Here is a 17,231-nt window from a genome sequence, read left to right as displayed (position 1 = left end):
AACTATCCTCTCATTTCTACGAATAGACCATGCATATTCGACAAAGTATTGGTAACAATTAATGTATTTGAAACAATAACAATAATAATCATAATAAAAATTATCGTACCTTTAGGTTTAATCTTTAACTTAAATTTCTCATTACTTATGAAAAGAGACATAAGCAATAGTACTGGAGTGAAATATCTTCCTTGCACACCATAAATCTGACCTGATATTGCATTATTATAAGAAATAAAAGCCATGTATACTGCTAAAATAGATACTCCAAACACACCTAAAGCGCCAAACGAAACAATTTTAGATTTCACATACTTGTCTTCAACCAATAATATACATATTAATAAAGCAAACCAGACTCCCGCTATCCAATAAGGCAAACCATTCTGTCCTCTATTAGACTGTGCTAAAAGAGTTTGACTGATTAAATTTGGTGTAGGCGTACTAATAATACCAAAGGATGCCCAAAGTCTTGCCACAACATGACGTACTCCACCATTTCCATGTGACCAATAATAGAAAGCTCCACTTGCAGCTACCAGACTCACAAGAGAAATAATTGTTATTATTTTTCTTTTAGCCCTCTGTTGTCCAAGATTATCTCCATAATATCTATTAATTAAATAATTAAAAAGAATTATCGCGAGCATAACGAACAGAACGAGATAATTTGTTTTAAACCATAGAATACCAATTATTCCTAACCCCCCTATAATGGGAATTTCTTTCTTTAGGGATAACTTGGGGGATACTAACATATTAATCATATAGGCAATAAGAAAGGCTACCCAAACAAAATTAATAGCATCATAAGATAAACTCGCAAAAGATATAATTGCTACAGGACTCAGCATCACACAAGCAAAAAGAAGCTTACCTTTTTTCACCCATTTAATGATGAAAAACATCATAATTGCACATACAAAAAGATTAAGTAAGCGAGCCACAACTGTCATTACACCAAGAGAAGGATAAATGTGATAACCAATCCAAACTCCTAATGCAGGAATAATGTGCCCCATATAATCATAGTTAAATTTACTACTAAGTGCATTTATTTTTCGAGGAACATCTTCTTGTGGAATAATTTGAACTTTTTGCAAATAGAATTGTTGAAAGTGAGTCCCGTTCTGATAAAATTGTCTTTGGTTATCTGTTCCCGATCCAACTGCATACTCTCCATAATTTGAAAGATTTACCGGGAGATCTGCCATTGCGCTCGCTGTCGCAAAGTGATATTGTCCGTCTTGCTCTTGAAAAATTGGCATGGCTGTAGAAAAAATGATACCGAACAATAATACTAATACAATATAAAGCTTATGAACTGGAAAATCATCTTTCGCTAATTTTTTTAAATTTTTAGACACATATTCCATCAATAATTTTCATCCTATATCTATTATTAAATATTTAAAATAATTTTTAACTTTCACAATAATATTTTAAATTCCTAGTGCTGTCTTCTTAATCGAATTATATTTTTGACTTCCGCAACAATTGGAGCTTGTAATAGCCATACAATTAAAGCATAAACTAACGTTCCTAGTACTGCTTGAATAGTGTAGCTTAGTACGCTAACGTTCATTATTTGTTCTAAGACAAATACAACTATAAAAGTAGCTAATCCTGCAATAAGATATTTCCAGAAACCATGCATTATTTCTTTCAATGTAAAAACATCTCGGATTGCCCATAGTTGATAGAGCGCTACTGATAATTCAGTTAACACAGTTGTTATCACTGCTCCCATCACGCCAAAGAAGGGAATCATAATAAAGTTAAAAATAACATTAACAGCAAGCCCGATAGATACAGAAATCGTATATTCCTTAGTTCTGTTGGCTGCCAATAAATACTGGTTCCCAGCTACGACAGCAATACCAACAAATAAAATCATCAAGCTTTGTACAAATATTAGAGGACCAACTTCTTCAAAGTCTTTCCCAAAGAAAAATATAGCAAATGTCTGGGAGACTCCCATAATCCCTGCCATGATTAAAATAGATAATGCTACACTTAAATCAAACGATTTCAATGTTAAATTTTTAATTTCAGAATGTTTTTTTTCTGAAAAAAGACTCGATAAGCGTGGCAAGAAAGCCGAAGCAAAGCTAGAAACTAAAGTAAAAGCTGTACGAATAATCATATCCGACTGGCTATAATAGCCAGCACTCACAACACCATCCATAATTCCTAGCATTGTTTTATTTAAGGAGAGATAAATCGTCATCGTTATTTGTGGTAAAAAGAGTAGTAGAGTAGGTTTTAAGTGTCTTAGAATATTCAGATCTCTAAATTTTACAGGAACAAACTCTTTTTTTAAAAAAGGCCAAACAGTAAGATTACCTAACAGGGGAGCTAACATGGTTAAGAGAATATATATCCACAAGTCATTTGCTGTTTTAACTAATACAAACGTTAAGATAAGAAGGAGTAATCGAGCAATAGTATTTCTTACAACTAGTATCCGAAAATTCTCTACACCCATGAAATACCAAGAAATATCTAATGCTGAACCTAATAATGCGAGGCCTTGAAGCATGAAATAAATCTTCAAGTCTCCTTGATACATTGAAAAAATCAAATAAGGTATAGAAGCAATGAATATGGCTATAAACTTTAAAATAACCAATTCATAAAAGACCTTGCTTTTTTCTTCAATATTTCTTTGATTATAGGCAATCTCTCGATTCCCATACAACTGAATGCCTAACCCGCCCGCTAACACGAAATACATCACAATAGAGTAAGTATAAGCATTTATCCCTATCCCTGTAGCTCCAAGAACCCTAGAAACATAAGGAGTTGTAATTAGGGGAACAATTATGCTTAACATTTGATAGACTGTACTATACAGCATATTCTTAACAAATTTCATCTTTTTATTAGTTGAAAATGTTTCTAAGAAACACTACAACGCCCATCCTATCTACTATTTATTTCTCAAAACCACTCTTATTTGGGAATTTTTTTGCAAAAGCCGTATTCATTTTGTTAACAACATCATCAAAGTCCTCTTCAGCAACAAAATCTCCATCTTCTAAGCAAAGAACTTTATATTTTGATTTAAATAATTTTTCAAAATCAACGTCTGTTCCTAAATTAACTAGACTACCAAATTTAAAAGAATTCATTGGTTCAAATTGATTTGTTGCACGGGCATAATCTGCAATTGCCCAATTAGAAATACCTCGAATATCCTGAGAGTTCCTAAATTTACCCTTACTCACAAAATCAAAATACTCTGGCAGTGCCTCTCTAAATTCGCGATATATCGTTTTAGTCAACGGAACTGTCAGATGATCTTCTCTAAAGCCAAGGAATTTTCCATAAAATTTGAGAATAGGTAATAGGTAGAGGTTCGATAATGCAGCAAATAAACCGTTTTTCAATGAAAACATCTTAGGATTTATCAGCCATTTTGTATCAGCAACTTTATTAAAAGCTAGAATATTATTTGAAAATATTGCATCACTTGGCATAAAAGGTGCATGCATAATTTGCAATTTCGGAAGTCCATTCTCAAAAAAGTCAGTAGGTTTGGTCGGAGCATTTAAAAACATATCATCGTTAAAATTAACAAATTGCTCCGCAAGACCTGGAATCCTATCAAAATTCAACTCAATTGGATTTGTATTAAAGGTTGGAAGATATTCTTCAGGGATAAAATCTTTATGATTAACCACATTAATTTTGGGATTTTCTGTATTTAACCATTCTGGAACATGTCCCCATGTCACAATGTGTATTTTATTGACCCACGGTGCAAATTTTTCTATAGAACGCAAAAGAAAATGGTAATTATCCATATTTCTATACCTGCTATCACCATTTTCGTGTGGTGTAATACCTTGAATCTTTTCACGATAATAATTTCTTTCTTTAATCCATTCTGGATCTGCTCCATCTAAGTAAGTTATTACAAAATCTATTTTATCCGCCATTTTACACTCCTAGAACCTTCTTAAAAAAGTTCCTTACTCTATCGTTATAGTATACTTTGTTAATCATCTTCAATCCTATATACAGAATTGATGGTTTAAGATATACTAATCTTCTCCATCCCATTCCTTTAGAAAATTCTTGATTTTGCCTAAATAATCGCGAAAAAAGTTCTTTTGAAACTTGCCCTTTTACACGAGTTGATTCTAGCATTACGTAATCATTATCATTGATACATATTTTTTTTGCTAAATCGTAAGCTTCAGGTTCATATTTAGTTATAAAATCTAAAACGATTCTATTTTTATCAAATATTGCAAAGTTTTTTTCCGAGATTTTTGTATTTGTTATGCTTTCAGGATTAAAGCGATAATAATATCCAAAATAGTCTATGAAACTTACTTTACTAGCAAAAGAAAGGGCCTGTAAGCTAATTGCAGCATCTTCGTACATAGCGATTATAGGAAATCTAAGCTTATCAAATATTTTTCGACCATACAGTTTACAAACTGGTCCTGAAGAAGCAAAACTAGGAGAATACATTTGTTTGACACTATCTACAAACATCTCAGTCTGAGTAATTAAACTCTTATCTCCTGCCCCCACTTTATGTACATCCTTTGAGAATTTACACATTGCAATTTCACTATCTGTTTTTACATATGAAAAAAGATTTTCAATTAAATCTTTACATATATAATCATCTGAGTCGATAAACATCAGGTAATCGCCTGAAAAGTGCTCTAAACCAAAATTTCTACATTTAGCAGGTCCAGAGTTTTCAATTGAAAAAGCTTTTATTCTTACATCATTTTCAGCGTATTTCTCAATGATTTTTAAAGAATTGTCTGTTGAGCCATCATTGATTAAAATTACTTCTAAATTCTGATAAGTTTGACCTAAAATTGAGTCCAAACATTCAGCTAAATATTGCTCCGCATTATACACAGGGACTATTACAGATATCATTGGTAAGTCGGGATTTGCCATACAACTTTATTCCTATTCATTTTCACTGTTTGTCGCTTATGAATTACTCTTTTGATTATTTACATAAAATTTCATAAGAAACTGGGTCATTTTCTCACCCCAGTAACGACGAAACATAGCATATTCTTCTTTTTCTCTATTTTTATCTACTGTATTTGCGCTTGTCTCCGACTCACTATGAATACGATGCGCCATCAATCTTTCGGGTAAATATTTAATATGACCTGATCGACGCATAATACGCTCCCAAGCATCCCAATCTAAAGCCATACGAAGTTCTTCATTAAACTTAAAATCACTCAGTCGCTCCATATTATAGGAGACAGCAGGACAGCAAATAAAGTTGCCAAAAGAATAAACTCTACGTTGATACGACTTATTCTTAAATAGAGAAAGTAGACGTAGGCCAAAAGTTTTAACTTTTAAATTAATATTTCGTTTTCTGAGATTATCATTTTCATCAGTCTCATAGTAATCAGAAAAAACAATATTTAAATCTTCTTGTTTTTGGAAAGCTTGAATAATCTTGGTTCCATACTCCGGTTCATAAGTATCATCTTGGTGAGCGATGGTCGCATATTTTGTCTGTACAAAAGATAAGGCACCATTCCAATCGGCACCAATACTTCCACCTGTTCCTACAAAATATTCAATACTATAATTTTCAGCCGTCTGAATCATTAAACTCGTGGGAGTTGAAGTGTATAGAATAACTTTTGATTTTTGTTCTCTCACTGAAGACTGTGATAATAATGACTTAATACATTTCTCTAAGTATGGTGAATCTTGATATGCACAAATAACAAAAGTATGTGCAAATTGTTTATCTTGCATAAGTAGCTTTCCTCTGCTCACTCTCAACAACAGCATAGCTGCTTATTAAAAAGAGCTTTAATTTTCATTTGAATTTTTAGTTTTCTCCACTTTCTTTTTCAATAGAGAAACTTCTTGAACTAAATTTTTAATCTGCTTTTCCGCGGAGATAAGTGACATTTGATACTTCAAAGATATAAAAAGCAACAAACTCACTAATATAAATAAAGCCAAAGATGTTAAAGTCTGTATCCCCATAAAATGGGCAATGCTACTTCCTAATTCAGGGAAAAGCGCACCAAATAAAATAATTATTGCAAGTATGAACCATTTGAGCATATGGCGTATCTCAGCTTTATCTTTTTTTATAAGTTGAATAACATAAATAAAAAAGATAATTGAGAAAATAATTGCTAAAACACGTAATTGAATGGGCATTAATTTTTCTCCTTCCCAATCATCGATGATACAAGGACAGCGAGCGAAACGCTAATCATATAGTTCACACCTTTTAAAAGATTTATACTGGATGTTCCTGTGGTACGTTCAAACATTCTCACGCCAACTTCTTTCACCCGAATATTTTTCGCAAAAAGATGCATATAACTTTCTGGCTCAGGATATTGACGTGGATATCTCTTCACAAATTGTTCGATAACTTTACGATTACCTGCACGGTAGCCACTAGTAACATCCATTATACGAATATTTGAAGTCAAACGAATCAAAGCTGAAAGAACTTTAATCCCAATTTGCCGTGTTCTTGAAGATTTGAATTCTGAATTACTATCATCAAGGAACCTAGAACCAACAGTAAAATCTGCTTCGTTATTTATAATTGGATCGACAAGTTGAGGAAGCGATTCAATATCATGTTGCCCATCTCCATCAAACTGCACTGCAATGTCATAACCATTTTCATCTGCATACATATAGCCTGTTTGCACAGCACCACCAATACCTAGATTTTGAATAAGCTCAACATGATTAATATTGTTCTCTCTTAAAACCTCTTCTTCATTATCTGTAGAGCCATCATTAATGACCACATAATCTAAATTATAAGGAGAGCTTGCTCTATACTGCTCTACTTTTCGTATGTTCTCTGCAATGCCTTCTCCCTCGTTATACGCAGGAATGATTAGAAGAATTTTTGCTTCATTAATCAACTTTATTCAAGTCCTCTCTTACCCTCGGGTTTGTTGGTTTTTACTTTTAACATCACTTTAATCAAGCTCTTCCATCTGATTCCAGAATCTCTTTTCAAAAAACCTTTTAGAACCATTTTAACATATTTTTTATTAAGTTGACAGAACAACTCCGGCTTATAGGCTTTATAGAACCTGTATTCACTGCTAAAAATGCTATAAAATCTCTCCTCTGACAAACTCGACAAGTCTTGCACTGAGAGTTGATGATTTAATTGACAGTTTAAGACTTCCACCTTTTTTTGGTTAAAGATAATCTGAGAAAACAGCCAGTGATCTAAATAATCGAGGGGAAACTCTTTAGAAAAGCCCCCTATATCTTCGATAAAAGCTTTTCTCAGCGTTAAAGTACTAGAAATGCCGGATATATCTTGTTTGTAGACTCCTGCTTCCTTTGGAAATAAGAGCATATCCAACGTTTCACTTGCCGTTGGGGAAATCTGTGTTACACCATCGTATATTTTTGCACAGTAGGCAACAATCTCTGTGTCTCTGATCTTACTTCCTAATTCAGCAAGCAAAAGACTCAGATAGTCTTCTGTAAGGGAGGTATCATCATCGAGTAGCATCAGCCATTCATCATTAGAGTGAGTGAGAGAAGTCTCGTATGCTATGCGTGTCCCACGCTCCACATTGTCCTTATTATAGATATAGGTGAGTGAATGAAAACCAGAAGGTAGAGCGACATCGGAATAGTCCGTACTTCCATTATCAAAAACAATGATATTAAGCTTGTTTTTGATAATGTCACTCATCCTAAGGAGTGACTCGAAAGATTCAGTTTCTGTGAATTTTTGTGCATAAGCTACTAAAGAAATAGTTATATTCATCGTTATCATTTCTTAATTTTCAAAAGAACCTTTTTAACGATTCTTTTTATTTTCGAGCTCGGTGGATTTGAACGTTCCGTATTCAAAGTGACCAAATTTTCTATATGTCGTAGAGTTTTTTTGCTATTGCCTTGTACTTTCTCTGCACTTTCAATAAACTCTTTGTAAACAAATTCTAAAGAATATTTTTCCCGAACTTCCGGAATTTTATTGATACTGTGTTCCTTTTTTGCCTCAAAATCCGTTAAATTTCTTGATAATATTTCAGATAATTCTTCAATATTTCCGAGATGATATTTTTCACCTTCTTGGAAGATGTTATATGCAGATTCATAGCCTGGATTATCCGAGATTATTACTGGTAAGCCTTTGAGTAAAGCCTCGATATAGACCAAACCAAAGGTTTCTAGAGCTGAGGAGCTCACAAAGATATCTTTGTCTGTGAGTACTTCCCAAGGCTGTTCAAGGTGGCCAGTTAACTTCACATTCTTCAGGTTATGCTTCTTGATGTAACTCAAGCACTTAGTTTTATAATCCTCATCTTGAGCGCCAACCAAAAGAAGCTCCACATCTGTCTTTCCAGACTTATGATAAGCTTGTAAAAGCTCCATTTGGTTTTTGCGCTCTGTCAAGCGACCGACAGAGACAAAACGGATTTTTTCTCCTTTTTTCAAAGGTGAGATATCCACTTCGCTGTAAGGAATAAAATTTTTGATTTCTTTGTTCTGGAAAAGAGAATTCAGATTTTGATTGAGGAGGCCTGTTACACTGTAAATTTCTTCTGAATACTCTTCAATAAAATCTATCTTATCTCTGTAATAGGCAAATTCATTTTCGGGAAATTCGTGAATTAACCAGAAATGTGGTATCGATTCACAGGCTGCGGCAACAGCCCCTTGAAACATATTGACTGTATTGGTAACCACGAGATCAATATTATTTTCTTGAATGAGTTTTCTAATTTGGGCGATATTTTCCCGATAATAGAAAGCACGAACCTTCTCATCTTCCGGAAGCCCACCTGGAGCATCCTCCCACCACCATTTTCCTGCGGGAAGAATATGTGTTTCAATACCAGAAACTTCAAATTTATCCTTGTAACTTTTTTTATCTTCACCCTGATAACCTGGGGCAACATTTATAACTTTATTGCCACGTTGAACAAGCGCATTCATCAGATAAAAAATTGAAATTTCAGCACCATTATCAAGGGTGCCTGTCGGAGAGACGAATAAAATATTTTTCACTATTGTTTCCTTATCTTTTAAAGTATGTTGCTTGTTTTGATGTGGTCATTATAGAGTCTCATGTCCTATCTTAAAATTTTTGTTTAGATACTTATGCTCTCTGTAAATTCATCCTTATGGTTTTTGACTGTGCAATTCTCTAAAACAAAGCCGTAAGCTGCTTCTGCAATTCTTTGTCGTTTGTCAGGATTCTCAATAAGTACTTCTAGTTTTTCATACCATTCGTCGGTTTGGGCCAAGATTCCTGTTTCATCATTATTTATCATTTCTTCAAATGATCCCAAATGACTAGCTACAGTAGGCACTTTTACAAGTGCGGCTTCGAGCCATTTAATCTCTGATTTTGCACGATTGAAAACACTGTCAACCAACGGTGCTAAGTTGATATCCATTTGGCTAATTAATCTAGGGAGATCTTTCCAATCCACATAGTCATTCATTATGATTTGCTCTGTGTATTTTTTCAAGTCCTGTGGAAGGTCAATATAGCCGACCAAGTGCAGTTCTACATGTGGGTATTTTTCTAGAATTTGCATGATTGCAGGTTTTATCATTTCAAAATTTTCATTGTGTGTGATTGAGCCAGAAAAATATCCTATCTTAATTTTCGAAGAATCTTGTGTATAATCTTTGAGCGTTTCTTGACTTAATCTTACCAATTCTTCACTGGCAAGATTTCTGTTTATAATTACCTCAGAGCTATAGTTTTCAAGTTCTTCTTTTAAGGTTTGCGTGGTTGTAATGACTCTATCGCACAAAGCCATCATTTTCCCATAAGATTTCACACCGCTATCGTACTCATACTTTTCAATATCTGAAAGATCTTGCGTATAGGATAATAAATCCGTATATTTTGTATCAATAACAAGGTCATCAATGTCGTAATAGACAGGTTTATTATATTTTTGAGCAAGATGACAAAGTTGTTCTAGTAATTCAGAGTAACCGGTACGATAGATAACAATGTGGCTCGCATTTTCGGCATAGCCCATTTTAAATTCGGAAGCATTCACCGTCCATACATCAAAACCAAGTGCTCTTAATTGGGCCGCCTTATTTTCAACTCGGTAGCGTGTGCATTGTGGAATAGCATTTTCTACACCATCAATAATCAAAATGTGTTCTTTAGGCGTTTTATGCTTAATTTCTTCCATTATACCGTCAATAACATTAGGAGGATAAGTTGTATTAGTTTTAATATATTCAATCAGTTCTGGAACCTGGGTTTTTCTCGAGATACCTTGCCACAAAAATTTATCATCCGTATAGTTTGAAAATGCTGTATATTTTACAAGGGGAACACCAAAATCTTTTAACATCGTCAATGGATGAATATACATTGCACTGTCACCATTATTGTTGCTCACTGCAGCATGTTTAAACCCTAAGTATTCAAAATGCTTTGTAAAGACTGTTTCGTGCTTTCCAATAGCTTTGTTTCTGGAATTTGTATCGTCCATCTCCTCCCAATATTTTATAAACTCTCGGGAGGTAAACATACTTTTTTCAATAACAAGGAAATAAGACTGAAGATGAATCGGAATAGTTTTATACTTATTATATCCGGTAAAATCTGCTTGCGGCTCACCATATGAAATACCCCAGAAGTCCAATTTTTGTGAAGCCATTTTTTCAAAAGTAGATTCTAGGTCAACAAAAGGGCCTACATTTGTATCATTGACAAGCAATAGTTCATCAAATTGCGAAAGTGAATCCTTTGCCAGTGTAAGGATTCCCTGTCTAAACGCTGCTGTGTCGTAGCCTTCGTTGGGACGAATATCTACGCGACCATAAGTTTCCAAAATCGTCTTATCTTCTGGAATGAGGGAACCATTGACCACAATAATAATCTCATTGGACAGTTTAGCAAGTGCTCTCAAGAAAATGATTTTGTATTCTTGAAGTTTTTTACCATCTGCATACACCACGTAAACGAGTGCACGTTTCGGATTGTGGTAGTTATTTTTCGTACGCGCTTTATTTCGGAAAGGCCGAAGCAAATCTTTACGTATTTCTAGAAGCGGATGGACATTTCCCATCAATTTGCAGTATATTTTTTTAGGAGCTTTTAATAATAGCTTAGGTCTTTTTAAGACAAATAGGGTACGTTTCGTGTTATGTATAATAAAATGCCCTAATTTATAGCTTCTTGACTGGACTAAATTTTGGAGCTGTTGCTCCTTAACTTTGAGCTGTCGCTCCTTGATCTGGAGTTGCTGTTCATTATAATGTAATACCTTCTCTAGATCCTGTATTAAGAGAAGTCGCTCCTCAGCAATTTCATTTATGGAAGTAAGTTTTTCCTTAAGTGCTTGATCATGTTTATCTCCAAGAACCTCTCTATACTTATTCAAAATATAAAGATAACTTTCAAAATATTGTTCAAAGTCGTCTCTTTGACTTCGTGAATCATCAAGAACTCTGTAATTTAATTTCGTCTCTCTTACAAAAAAAGCTTTCGCACCATTATTAAGAATTAAGTTAAGCCAGAAATCATAGTCTTCTAAATTTTTTAAATTTTCATCAAATTTAACATTTTTTATAACTTTTGTTCTAACTAAAGATGACATGTCAATTGAATTGTGTACAAGTTCATCTTCCAAGCTAAAGTCAAGGTTTTCACGTAACATATTGTGTTTCGCTTCGAAATCCCAAATTTGACAGTAAGCAATATCTGCCCCATTTTTCTCTGCTTCTTTGAGTAAGACTTCAATATGATTTTTATTCAAAAAATTATCACTATCCACAAACAACAAGTACTCACCTGTTATTTGTTCTAGGGCCGCATTTCTAACTTTTACTACACCTTGATTCGCGCCTGAAAAGTATTTTGTTTCTTTAAAAGGAGATTCTAGAAGTAACGAAGAGATAATCTCTCCCGAACGATCTGTAGAACCATCGTTAAAGACAATAAGCTCAATATTTTGATACGTTTGTTCAAAGATACTTTTGATACATTTTGCAATATATTTTTCATGATTGTAGCAAGTGACTACAACAGAAACCTTATCATTCATGGGGGTTTTTACTCCTTTTTAAACAACTCCTGTCGGTTTTACTCTTAGAATAAATCCTCGATAGAAAACGATAAATAAATAAAGAACCATTATCGTAATTGTAGAGACTTTTGCAATATTTGCGACTGTTCGTTCTGAAAGTTGGATATTATACTTTGCGCCCAAGTTTTGTAATGCTGGAAGGAAGAAAATAATCAGGGGCTGGAGATAGCGACCAGAGAGTTCATCGAAGGTCGAGAGCGCTCTCTGACCAATATAGAAGCCTGCGAAAATACCAATCCAGTTAATAAAATAAGTCATTCCTGAGCTCCATACTGTCCATTTAGGATACACACGTCTGAACTCCCCCATAGCAACCCAGCAGAATAATAAAATCCATATGATATTGAAAAAGTCTGGAAGATTCATTGGAGTAATCATCCACATTCTTCGTGCGTTAGGGCCCATAGTTGCAAAATTTAAATAGTTATTAAAAAATACTTTTCCAAAATGAATTAAGCCAAGTTTTTTGTTAAAAAGAACAAGTCCTGCTATAACCAAGGCAACAATTAATGTAGATAACACAATTATTGTGTGTTTCTTCATTTTCTTAATCGTGGTAACAACAGGTTTATAGACCATTGGTAATCCAATAAGGGCAAAGAGAGAGAAAACATAATTTTTCTTCGCTAAAAAGAGCAACAAGATAGTCGCTAAACTATAAATTTTTTGATTTTTACTCAACTCTTTAAAATTCTTGATTTGTGTTAACTCTAAAAAGTTGAGCGCAAACATTGCAAAGACAATAAAACTAAAGATATCGTAACTCGGACTTGCAATCTTCATAAGGTAAGGAACAGTAAAGAGCATCACGAGCAACCACTTACCCTGATTACTTTTCTTGATAATAAAGTAAAAGCAAAGAGCGAAAAACAGGAGATTAGCAAGTCTACCACCATAGTCCATCACACCAATGCTTGGATAGATAAAACGGGCGATTAACACACCTATGGAAGCTGGGAGATGCATAAAATTAATGGGGACAAAACTATTTCCATTATTCGTTAAATTGAAGCGAATACCATCATTCTCTAAATCCACTTTTTTGAAAATAGTATCCTTGATACTGATATTTGCTGTACTACCTGTCACACCTCCTATAGCTTCAACTTCTAATGTTCTGAGAGTAGGTGTGGTCATCACTTCTGGATGTTTCGATGAAAACTGATTATAAGCATAACTTAGATGATAACCTTCATCACCTGTCGTCATCGGCGGTGTGAGAAAGGTTGAGAATACACCAAAAATGAGCACAACGATGATAAAGAATTTCTCTGCAGGGAGCTTTAATTTTCTATTGTCCGTCGTGTTCATTTTTTTCTCCTTATGAAATGATTTTTAGTTTAGCTAATAATGAATAAATATAGTTCGTTCTTCTATAGGGGAAGGCTTTTAATAAGGCTTGCTGTTTTTCTTCAAGCCCTTGGATAGGGAAGTATGCTGCAATTTGTTGTTCTTGGTAATCTTGATTCAACATCAAGTCCAAGTCTGCCAACTTATGCTCTTTTCCTATTGCTGAATAATAATCTTCAAATTTGAAATCTCCCCCAACCAGACGGTCTGAGAGATTCATATGTAGATTAGGGATTTTAAAACTGTCAGCAACGATTAGTCCATGAAGTGAGGAAGAAAAAACAAGTTTACAAGAGGTGATATCAGTGATTACTGCTTGTGGTGCCCGTAATACATCAATAATTTTAAATCTTGGATCTGCAGCCAATTTTTGAATAAAAGGGTGGTCTGCTTCCTCAAAATGAGGAATGATTCCTATTTTATCTTCTTTATTGGGGCTTTCTTGGTAAACTTTATTAACAAGAAGTCCTGGATCACCTAGCGGCAGGGGTGGGAGCTTCAAGTCTTCTTGCGTAAGCTTTCCACGTACTGCATGAAATTTTAGTTTCGAAAAATTAAGCTCTGAAAAGTTATGCAAGGGATATGTTTCTTTGATCGAACCTACTTCTGCCTGAAGTGGGTAGATTGTTCCACTGCCCCAGATATGTACCTTTTTCGTTGGCCGATTACACTCTAAATCAAGTAGGATATGCAAAAGGCTACCAACAGAGAGCAGATCTGCTTTTTTTATATCTGGTTCATAAGCCACTTCAAGGTAAGAGAATAGGTTTTGGATAATTTCCGGACCAAGTTCATCCCCAAAGTTAGGTTTATCACCAGGTGCTTTCCATGAATACAGTTTGATTTTCTTTTTTGGGATCATTTGATTTCTTTTAAAAGTCCATAAGTGCGTTTGTCTGAAGAATCACGATAAACAAAGCTAAGTAACGGCGAGGCAGTCAGAAGCTCAGTTTCAATGAACCCATCCTCTGCTACACGCCGTTTCATCCGGATTGTTGCAACTAAGCCGAATTCGGTATTGTGAAAATTCTCCATCGGAATTTCAATAGTGTCTACTGTGTGTATTGGCATTGAACCACTATCGTAGATTATTCCACCACGTTTTACATCGTGAAGGCTGTAAGAAATAAATAAATCTGATTTATCCAATGTTTCATCAAAAAGTTGTACATTTAATTTTGCAATAAACTTATCTTCTGGTTTTGAAAGCGAAAGAGGAGATACTGGTTCAATTGCAATCTTTGCGGCAACAGTTGCTTCTTCTCCAACGGATGTATTATTTCTTGCAAGATTATCTTCAGAATATTTGTTGGTGATATCTTGGATATTGCCTTTTTCAACAATGCCCTCTTTAATATAAATTGCTTTATTACAATATTTTTGCACGGCATTCATATCGTGAGTGACTAAAATCGTTGTTTTACCTGAAGCTTTGCGTTCTAAGAAATAATCGTTACATTTACGTTGAAAGGCTTCATCTCCCACAGCAAGTACTTCGTCAAGAACAAGTACATCACCTTTAGCCTTGATTGCGACTGAAAAGGCCAATCTCACTTGCATTCCACTTGAGTAGTTCTTTAACTTTTGGTTCATAAATTCATGGAGTTCAGAAAATTCCACGATATCATCATACATCTGATCGATCTCTTCGGTAGAAAAGCCAAGCATTGCGCCATTAAGATAAACATTTTCTTTACCTGTAAGTTCTGGATTAAAGCCGACACCAAGCTCAATAAAACTGACCAGTTTCCCATTAACGGTAACCGTTCCTTTTTCTGGTGTATATATTTGAGAGATAATCTTTAAAAGTGTTGATTTACCTGAACCGTTACGACCAACAATTCCAAAAAAGTCACCTTTTTCAACGGTAAAGTCAATATCTTTGAGAACATGTTGTTCTTTATATCCTTTAATGCCTCGCATGCGATTGACCAAAGTTGTACGTAGACTCGTACTTGCTTCAGTTGGGAGGCGGAAGTATTTACTTACATGATCTATTTTTACTGCTACTTCTGACATTCTTTCCTCCTTAAACAATTTCCGCAAATTTATTCGAATTTTTATTGAATACCCACAATCCTAAACCAAAAATGAGGACGGAAAGAACATAAGGGATAGCAATTACGAATGAATTATCCCAAAGTTGCCATAAGGTCGGATTCGTATTATTACTAAAGGTTAACACGTAACGCATATCTTGAATAATTTGTGCCATTGGGTTCAACATTTGAAATTTTGCTACGGTAAGATGATTGGTTGAAATTTGAGTAATTGGATAAATGATCGGTGTGCCATAAAATCCGGCCTGCATGACAACTTCCCAAATAGGCCCCAAATCTCTAAAATAGACAAAAAATGTAGCAAGTATAAAGGAAATCCCTGTAGTAAAAAGGATAAGCTCTAATAAGAGTGGAACGACAAAAATAACTGTCCATGACATCTGAACACCGTTAATTAAGGCAAAGACAGTCACCACTGCAAGTGAAATCATCAAATTAATAAAAGCGTTGACAGCAACTGAAAAAACGATAACTGATTTTGAAAAGTTCACTTTTCGAAGCATATCCCCTCGACTTACGACCGAGAGCATTCCAATTCCTGTTGTTTCACCAAAGAAATTCCAGATGGTTATCCCTAAGAGCAGTGCTACAGCAAAGTGAGGTGTTCCTTCACCAAAACGCATGAAGCGTACAAATACGAGATACATAATCAAGAAGAGCATTACAGGCTTGAGGATTGACCATAAATAACCAATAGCACTCCCTTGATATCTAAGTTTGAAGTCTGTTTTAATCAGTTCTTTAAGTAGAATTTGATTTCTACGGCTGAAGAAATTCATTTATTTTTTCCTTTATATGCAAATTTTGTAAGAATCAGAGTACGGAAGATTTTAGTATGGAAATTTTTATTCTTTCGTAACTTGTACTGATTGAGTGTGAGACGTCGCTTTTCCTTTGGCATGTTGAGCAAATCAACATAGTCTTGGATAAGCACCTTGTTCGACAATGATAACTTATCCAGCTTCTCTGTCAGAAGTTTTTGTGCTTGCTTTTGACTAGATTCGATAAGCCACCAATACTTTTCAAACCAAAGATGTGGCCGTAACCATTTTTTCATCCGCTTCGTCCACGTTCTTGCCCCCAGAACATTCGCATCGTGCTGGCGATAGAGGTGCGTTGGTTGATCTATGTAAACCAATTTCCCTATTGCGGTAGCTAGAAGTGCTAAATACCAGTCATGCATGATGATATCCTCAGTGGTTTGCCACTCTTGTGCTAAAGCATGATTAATCATGCTCGCACCACCAGTAACAGTGTTTTCTGTGAGTTCTTGAACCAGTTCCGTATTGGCATGATCGGACTGACTGCGAATCATACTTTCCGATAAGATATTGAGTTGTTTATCAACAATCTTAAGGTCCGTGTAGTACATGGTAGGGATATTACTATCATGCTTTTCTGCTTCTACCAGAATAATTTCCAATTTTTCTGGTAGCCAGTAATCATCCTGATCAGCAAAAAAATAAAAATCAGCAATATCAGCTTTTACCAATTGATAAAAAGATTGAATTACACCAACGTTTTTGGCTTTAATTACTTTAATTCGATGATCTTTACTGGCAAAATGCTCGATTATTTTAACGGTTTCGTCCTTGGACCCATCATCTCGAATAATCAAGTTCCAATCTTGAAATGTTTGTTTCTGAATGCTTTCAATTTGCTCAGCAACAAACTTTTCACCGTTGTAAGTCGACATTAAAATATTAACTTTGGGCATGTTGAGAGGCCTCTT

General features: G+C 34.7%; 15 protein-coding genes. All 15 read right to left on the bottom strand.

Annotated elements, in window-relative coordinates; all coding sequences use genetic code 11:
- Positions 1–2: 2 nt before the first annotated feature.
- Positions 3–1,376, bottom strand: a complete 1,374-nt coding sequence (locus lgb_RS00700) for a DUF2142 domain-containing protein (protein ID WP_019293015.1) — start codon at positions 1,374–1,376, stop codon at positions 3–5.
- 74 nt (positions 1,377–1,450) lie between these two features.
- A complete protein-coding gene (locus tag lgb_RS00695) occupies positions 1,451–2,878 on the bottom strand; it encodes a flippase (protein ID WP_019293016.1) in 1,428 nt (475 codons plus the stop codon).
- 58 nt (positions 2,879–2,936) lie between these two features.
- Complete coding sequence (locus lgb_RS00690; RefSeq protein ID WP_019293017.1) at positions 2,937–3,944, bottom strand: stealth family protein; 1,008 nt, start codon at positions 3,942–3,944, stop codon at positions 2,937–2,939.
- Between the two features lies 1 nt (position 3,945).
- Positions 3,946–4,932 (bottom strand): glycosyltransferase family 2 protein, encoded by a 987-nt coding sequence (locus tag lgb_RS00685; protein WP_019293018.1) that lies wholly within the window; start codon positions 4,930–4,932, stop codon positions 3,946–3,948.
- Positions 4,933–4,968: 36 nt separating this feature from the next.
- On the bottom strand, positions 4,969–5,766 hold the full coding sequence (locus tag lgb_RS00680) for a glycosyltransferase (RefSeq protein ID WP_019293019.1): 798 nt from the start codon (positions 5,764–5,766) through the stop codon (positions 4,969–4,971).
- A gap of 57 nt (positions 5,767–5,823) precedes the next feature.
- On the bottom strand, positions 5,824–6,183 hold the full coding sequence (locus lgb_RS00675; protein WP_019293020.1) for a DUF2304 domain-containing protein: 360 nt from the start codon (positions 6,181–6,183) through the stop codon (positions 5,824–5,826).
- Entirely contained in the window at positions 6,183–6,914 is a 732-nt protein-coding gene (locus lgb_RS00670; protein WP_019291783.1) for a glycosyltransferase family 2 protein, read from the bottom strand. The genes lgb_RS00675 and lgb_RS00670 overlap by 1 nt, the downstream gene beginning before the upstream one ends.
- A gap of 2 nt (positions 6,915–6,916) precedes the next feature.
- Positions 6,917–7,783, bottom strand: a complete 867-nt coding sequence (locus lgb_RS00665) for a glycosyltransferase (protein ID WP_019291782.1) — start codon at positions 7,781–7,783, stop codon at positions 6,917–6,919.
- A gap of 5 nt (positions 7,784–7,788) precedes the next feature.
- Complete coding sequence (locus lgb_RS00660) at positions 7,789–9,030, bottom strand: glycosyltransferase family 4 protein (RefSeq protein WP_019293021.1); 1,242 nt, start codon at positions 9,028–9,030, stop codon at positions 7,789–7,791.
- An 83-nt stretch (positions 9,031–9,113) separates the two neighbouring features.
- Positions 9,114–12,047 carry a rhamnan synthesis F family protein gene (locus lgb_RS00655; RefSeq protein ID WP_019293022.1) on the bottom strand — a complete coding sequence of 978 codons (2,934 nt, stop codon included), beginning with the start codon at positions 12,045–12,047 and terminating at the stop codon, positions 9,114–9,116.
- A gap of 18 nt (positions 12,048–12,065) precedes the next feature.
- On the bottom strand, positions 12,066–13,400 hold the full coding sequence (locus lgb_RS00650; protein WP_019293023.1) for a DUF2142 domain-containing protein: 1,335 nt from the start codon (positions 13,398–13,400) through the stop codon (positions 12,066–12,068).
- A 10-nt stretch (positions 13,401–13,410) separates the two neighbouring features.
- Positions 13,411–14,301 (bottom strand): polysaccharide pyruvyl transferase family protein, encoded by an 891-nt coding sequence (locus lgb_RS00645; RefSeq protein ID WP_019293024.1) that lies wholly within the window; start codon positions 14,299–14,301, stop codon positions 13,411–13,413.
- Positions 14,298–15,458 (bottom strand): ABC transporter ATP-binding protein, encoded by a 1,161-nt coding sequence (locus tag lgb_RS00640; RefSeq protein ID WP_019293025.1) that lies wholly within the window; start codon positions 15,456–15,458, stop codon positions 14,298–14,300. The genes lgb_RS00645 and lgb_RS00640 overlap by 4 nt, the downstream gene beginning before the upstream one ends.
- A 10-nt stretch (positions 15,459–15,468) precedes the next feature.
- The gene (locus lgb_RS00635; protein ID WP_019293026.1) at positions 15,469–16,278 is read right to left on the bottom strand and encodes an ABC transporter permease; all 810 of its coding nucleotides are present in this window, start codon (positions 16,276–16,278) and stop codon (positions 15,469–15,471) included.
- Entirely contained in the window at positions 16,275–17,216 is a 942-nt protein-coding gene (locus lgb_RS00630; RefSeq protein WP_019293027.1) for a glycosyltransferase family 2 protein, read from the bottom strand. The genes lgb_RS00635 and lgb_RS00630 overlap by 4 nt, the downstream gene beginning before the upstream one ends.
- Positions 17,217–17,231: the final 15 nt, after the last annotated feature.

The organism is Lactococcus petauri, assembly GCF_023499275.1.
Lineage (GTDB): Bacteria > Bacillota > Bacilli > Lactobacillales > Streptococcaceae > Lactococcus > Lactococcus petauri.
This window is presented reverse-complemented; position numbering and strand designations above follow the sequence as displayed.

Excerpts from the sequence above, each read along its gene's own strand:
- lgb_RS00700 (WP_019293015.1), bottom strand. The coding sequence starts at position 1,376 with ATGGAATATGTGTCTAAAAATTTAAAAAAATTAGCGAAAGATGATTTT.
- lgb_RS00695 (WP_019293016.1), bottom strand. The coding sequence starts at position 2,878 with ATGAAATTTGTTAAGAATATGCTGTATAGTACAGTCTATCAAATGTTA.
- lgb_RS00690 (WP_019293017.1), bottom strand. The coding sequence starts at position 3,944 with ATGGCGGATAAAATAGATTTTGTAATAACTTACTTAGATGGAGCAGAT.
- lgb_RS00685 (WP_019293018.1), bottom strand. The coding sequence starts at position 4,932 with ATGGCAAATCCCGACTTACCAATGATATCTGTAATAGTCCCTGTGTAT.
- lgb_RS00680 (WP_019293019.1), bottom strand. The coding sequence starts at position 5,766 with ATGCAAGATAAACAATTTGCACATACTTTTGTTATTTGTGCATATCAA.
- lgb_RS00675 (WP_019293020.1), bottom strand. The coding sequence starts at position 6,183 with ATGCCCATTCAATTACGTGTTTTAGCAATTATTTTCTCAATTATCTTT.
- lgb_RS00665 (WP_019291782.1), bottom strand. The coding sequence starts at position 7,783 with ATGAATATAACTATTTCTTTAGTAGCTTATGCACAAAAATTCACAGAA.
- lgb_RS00655 (WP_019293022.1), bottom strand. The coding sequence starts at position 12,047 with ATGAATGATAAGGTTTCTGTTGTAGTCACTTGCTACAATCATGAAAAA.
- lgb_RS00650 (WP_019293023.1), bottom strand. The coding sequence starts at position 13,400 with ATGAACACGACGGACAATAGAAAATTAAAGCTCCCTGCAGAGAAATTC.
- lgb_RS00645 (WP_019293024.1), bottom strand. The coding sequence starts at position 14,301 with ATGATCCCAAAAAAGAAAATCAAACTGTATTCATGGAAAGCACCTGGT.
- lgb_RS00640 (WP_019293025.1), bottom strand. The coding sequence starts at position 15,458 with ATGTCAGAAGTAGCAGTAAAAATAGATCATGTAAGTAAATACTTCCGC.
- lgb_RS00635 (WP_019293026.1), bottom strand. The coding sequence starts at position 16,278 with ATGAATTTCTTCAGCCGTAGAAATCAAATTCTACTTAAAGAACTGATT.
- lgb_RS00630 (WP_019293027.1), bottom strand. The coding sequence starts at position 17,216 with ATGCCCAAAGTTAATATTTTAATGTCGACTTACAACGGTGAAAAGTTT.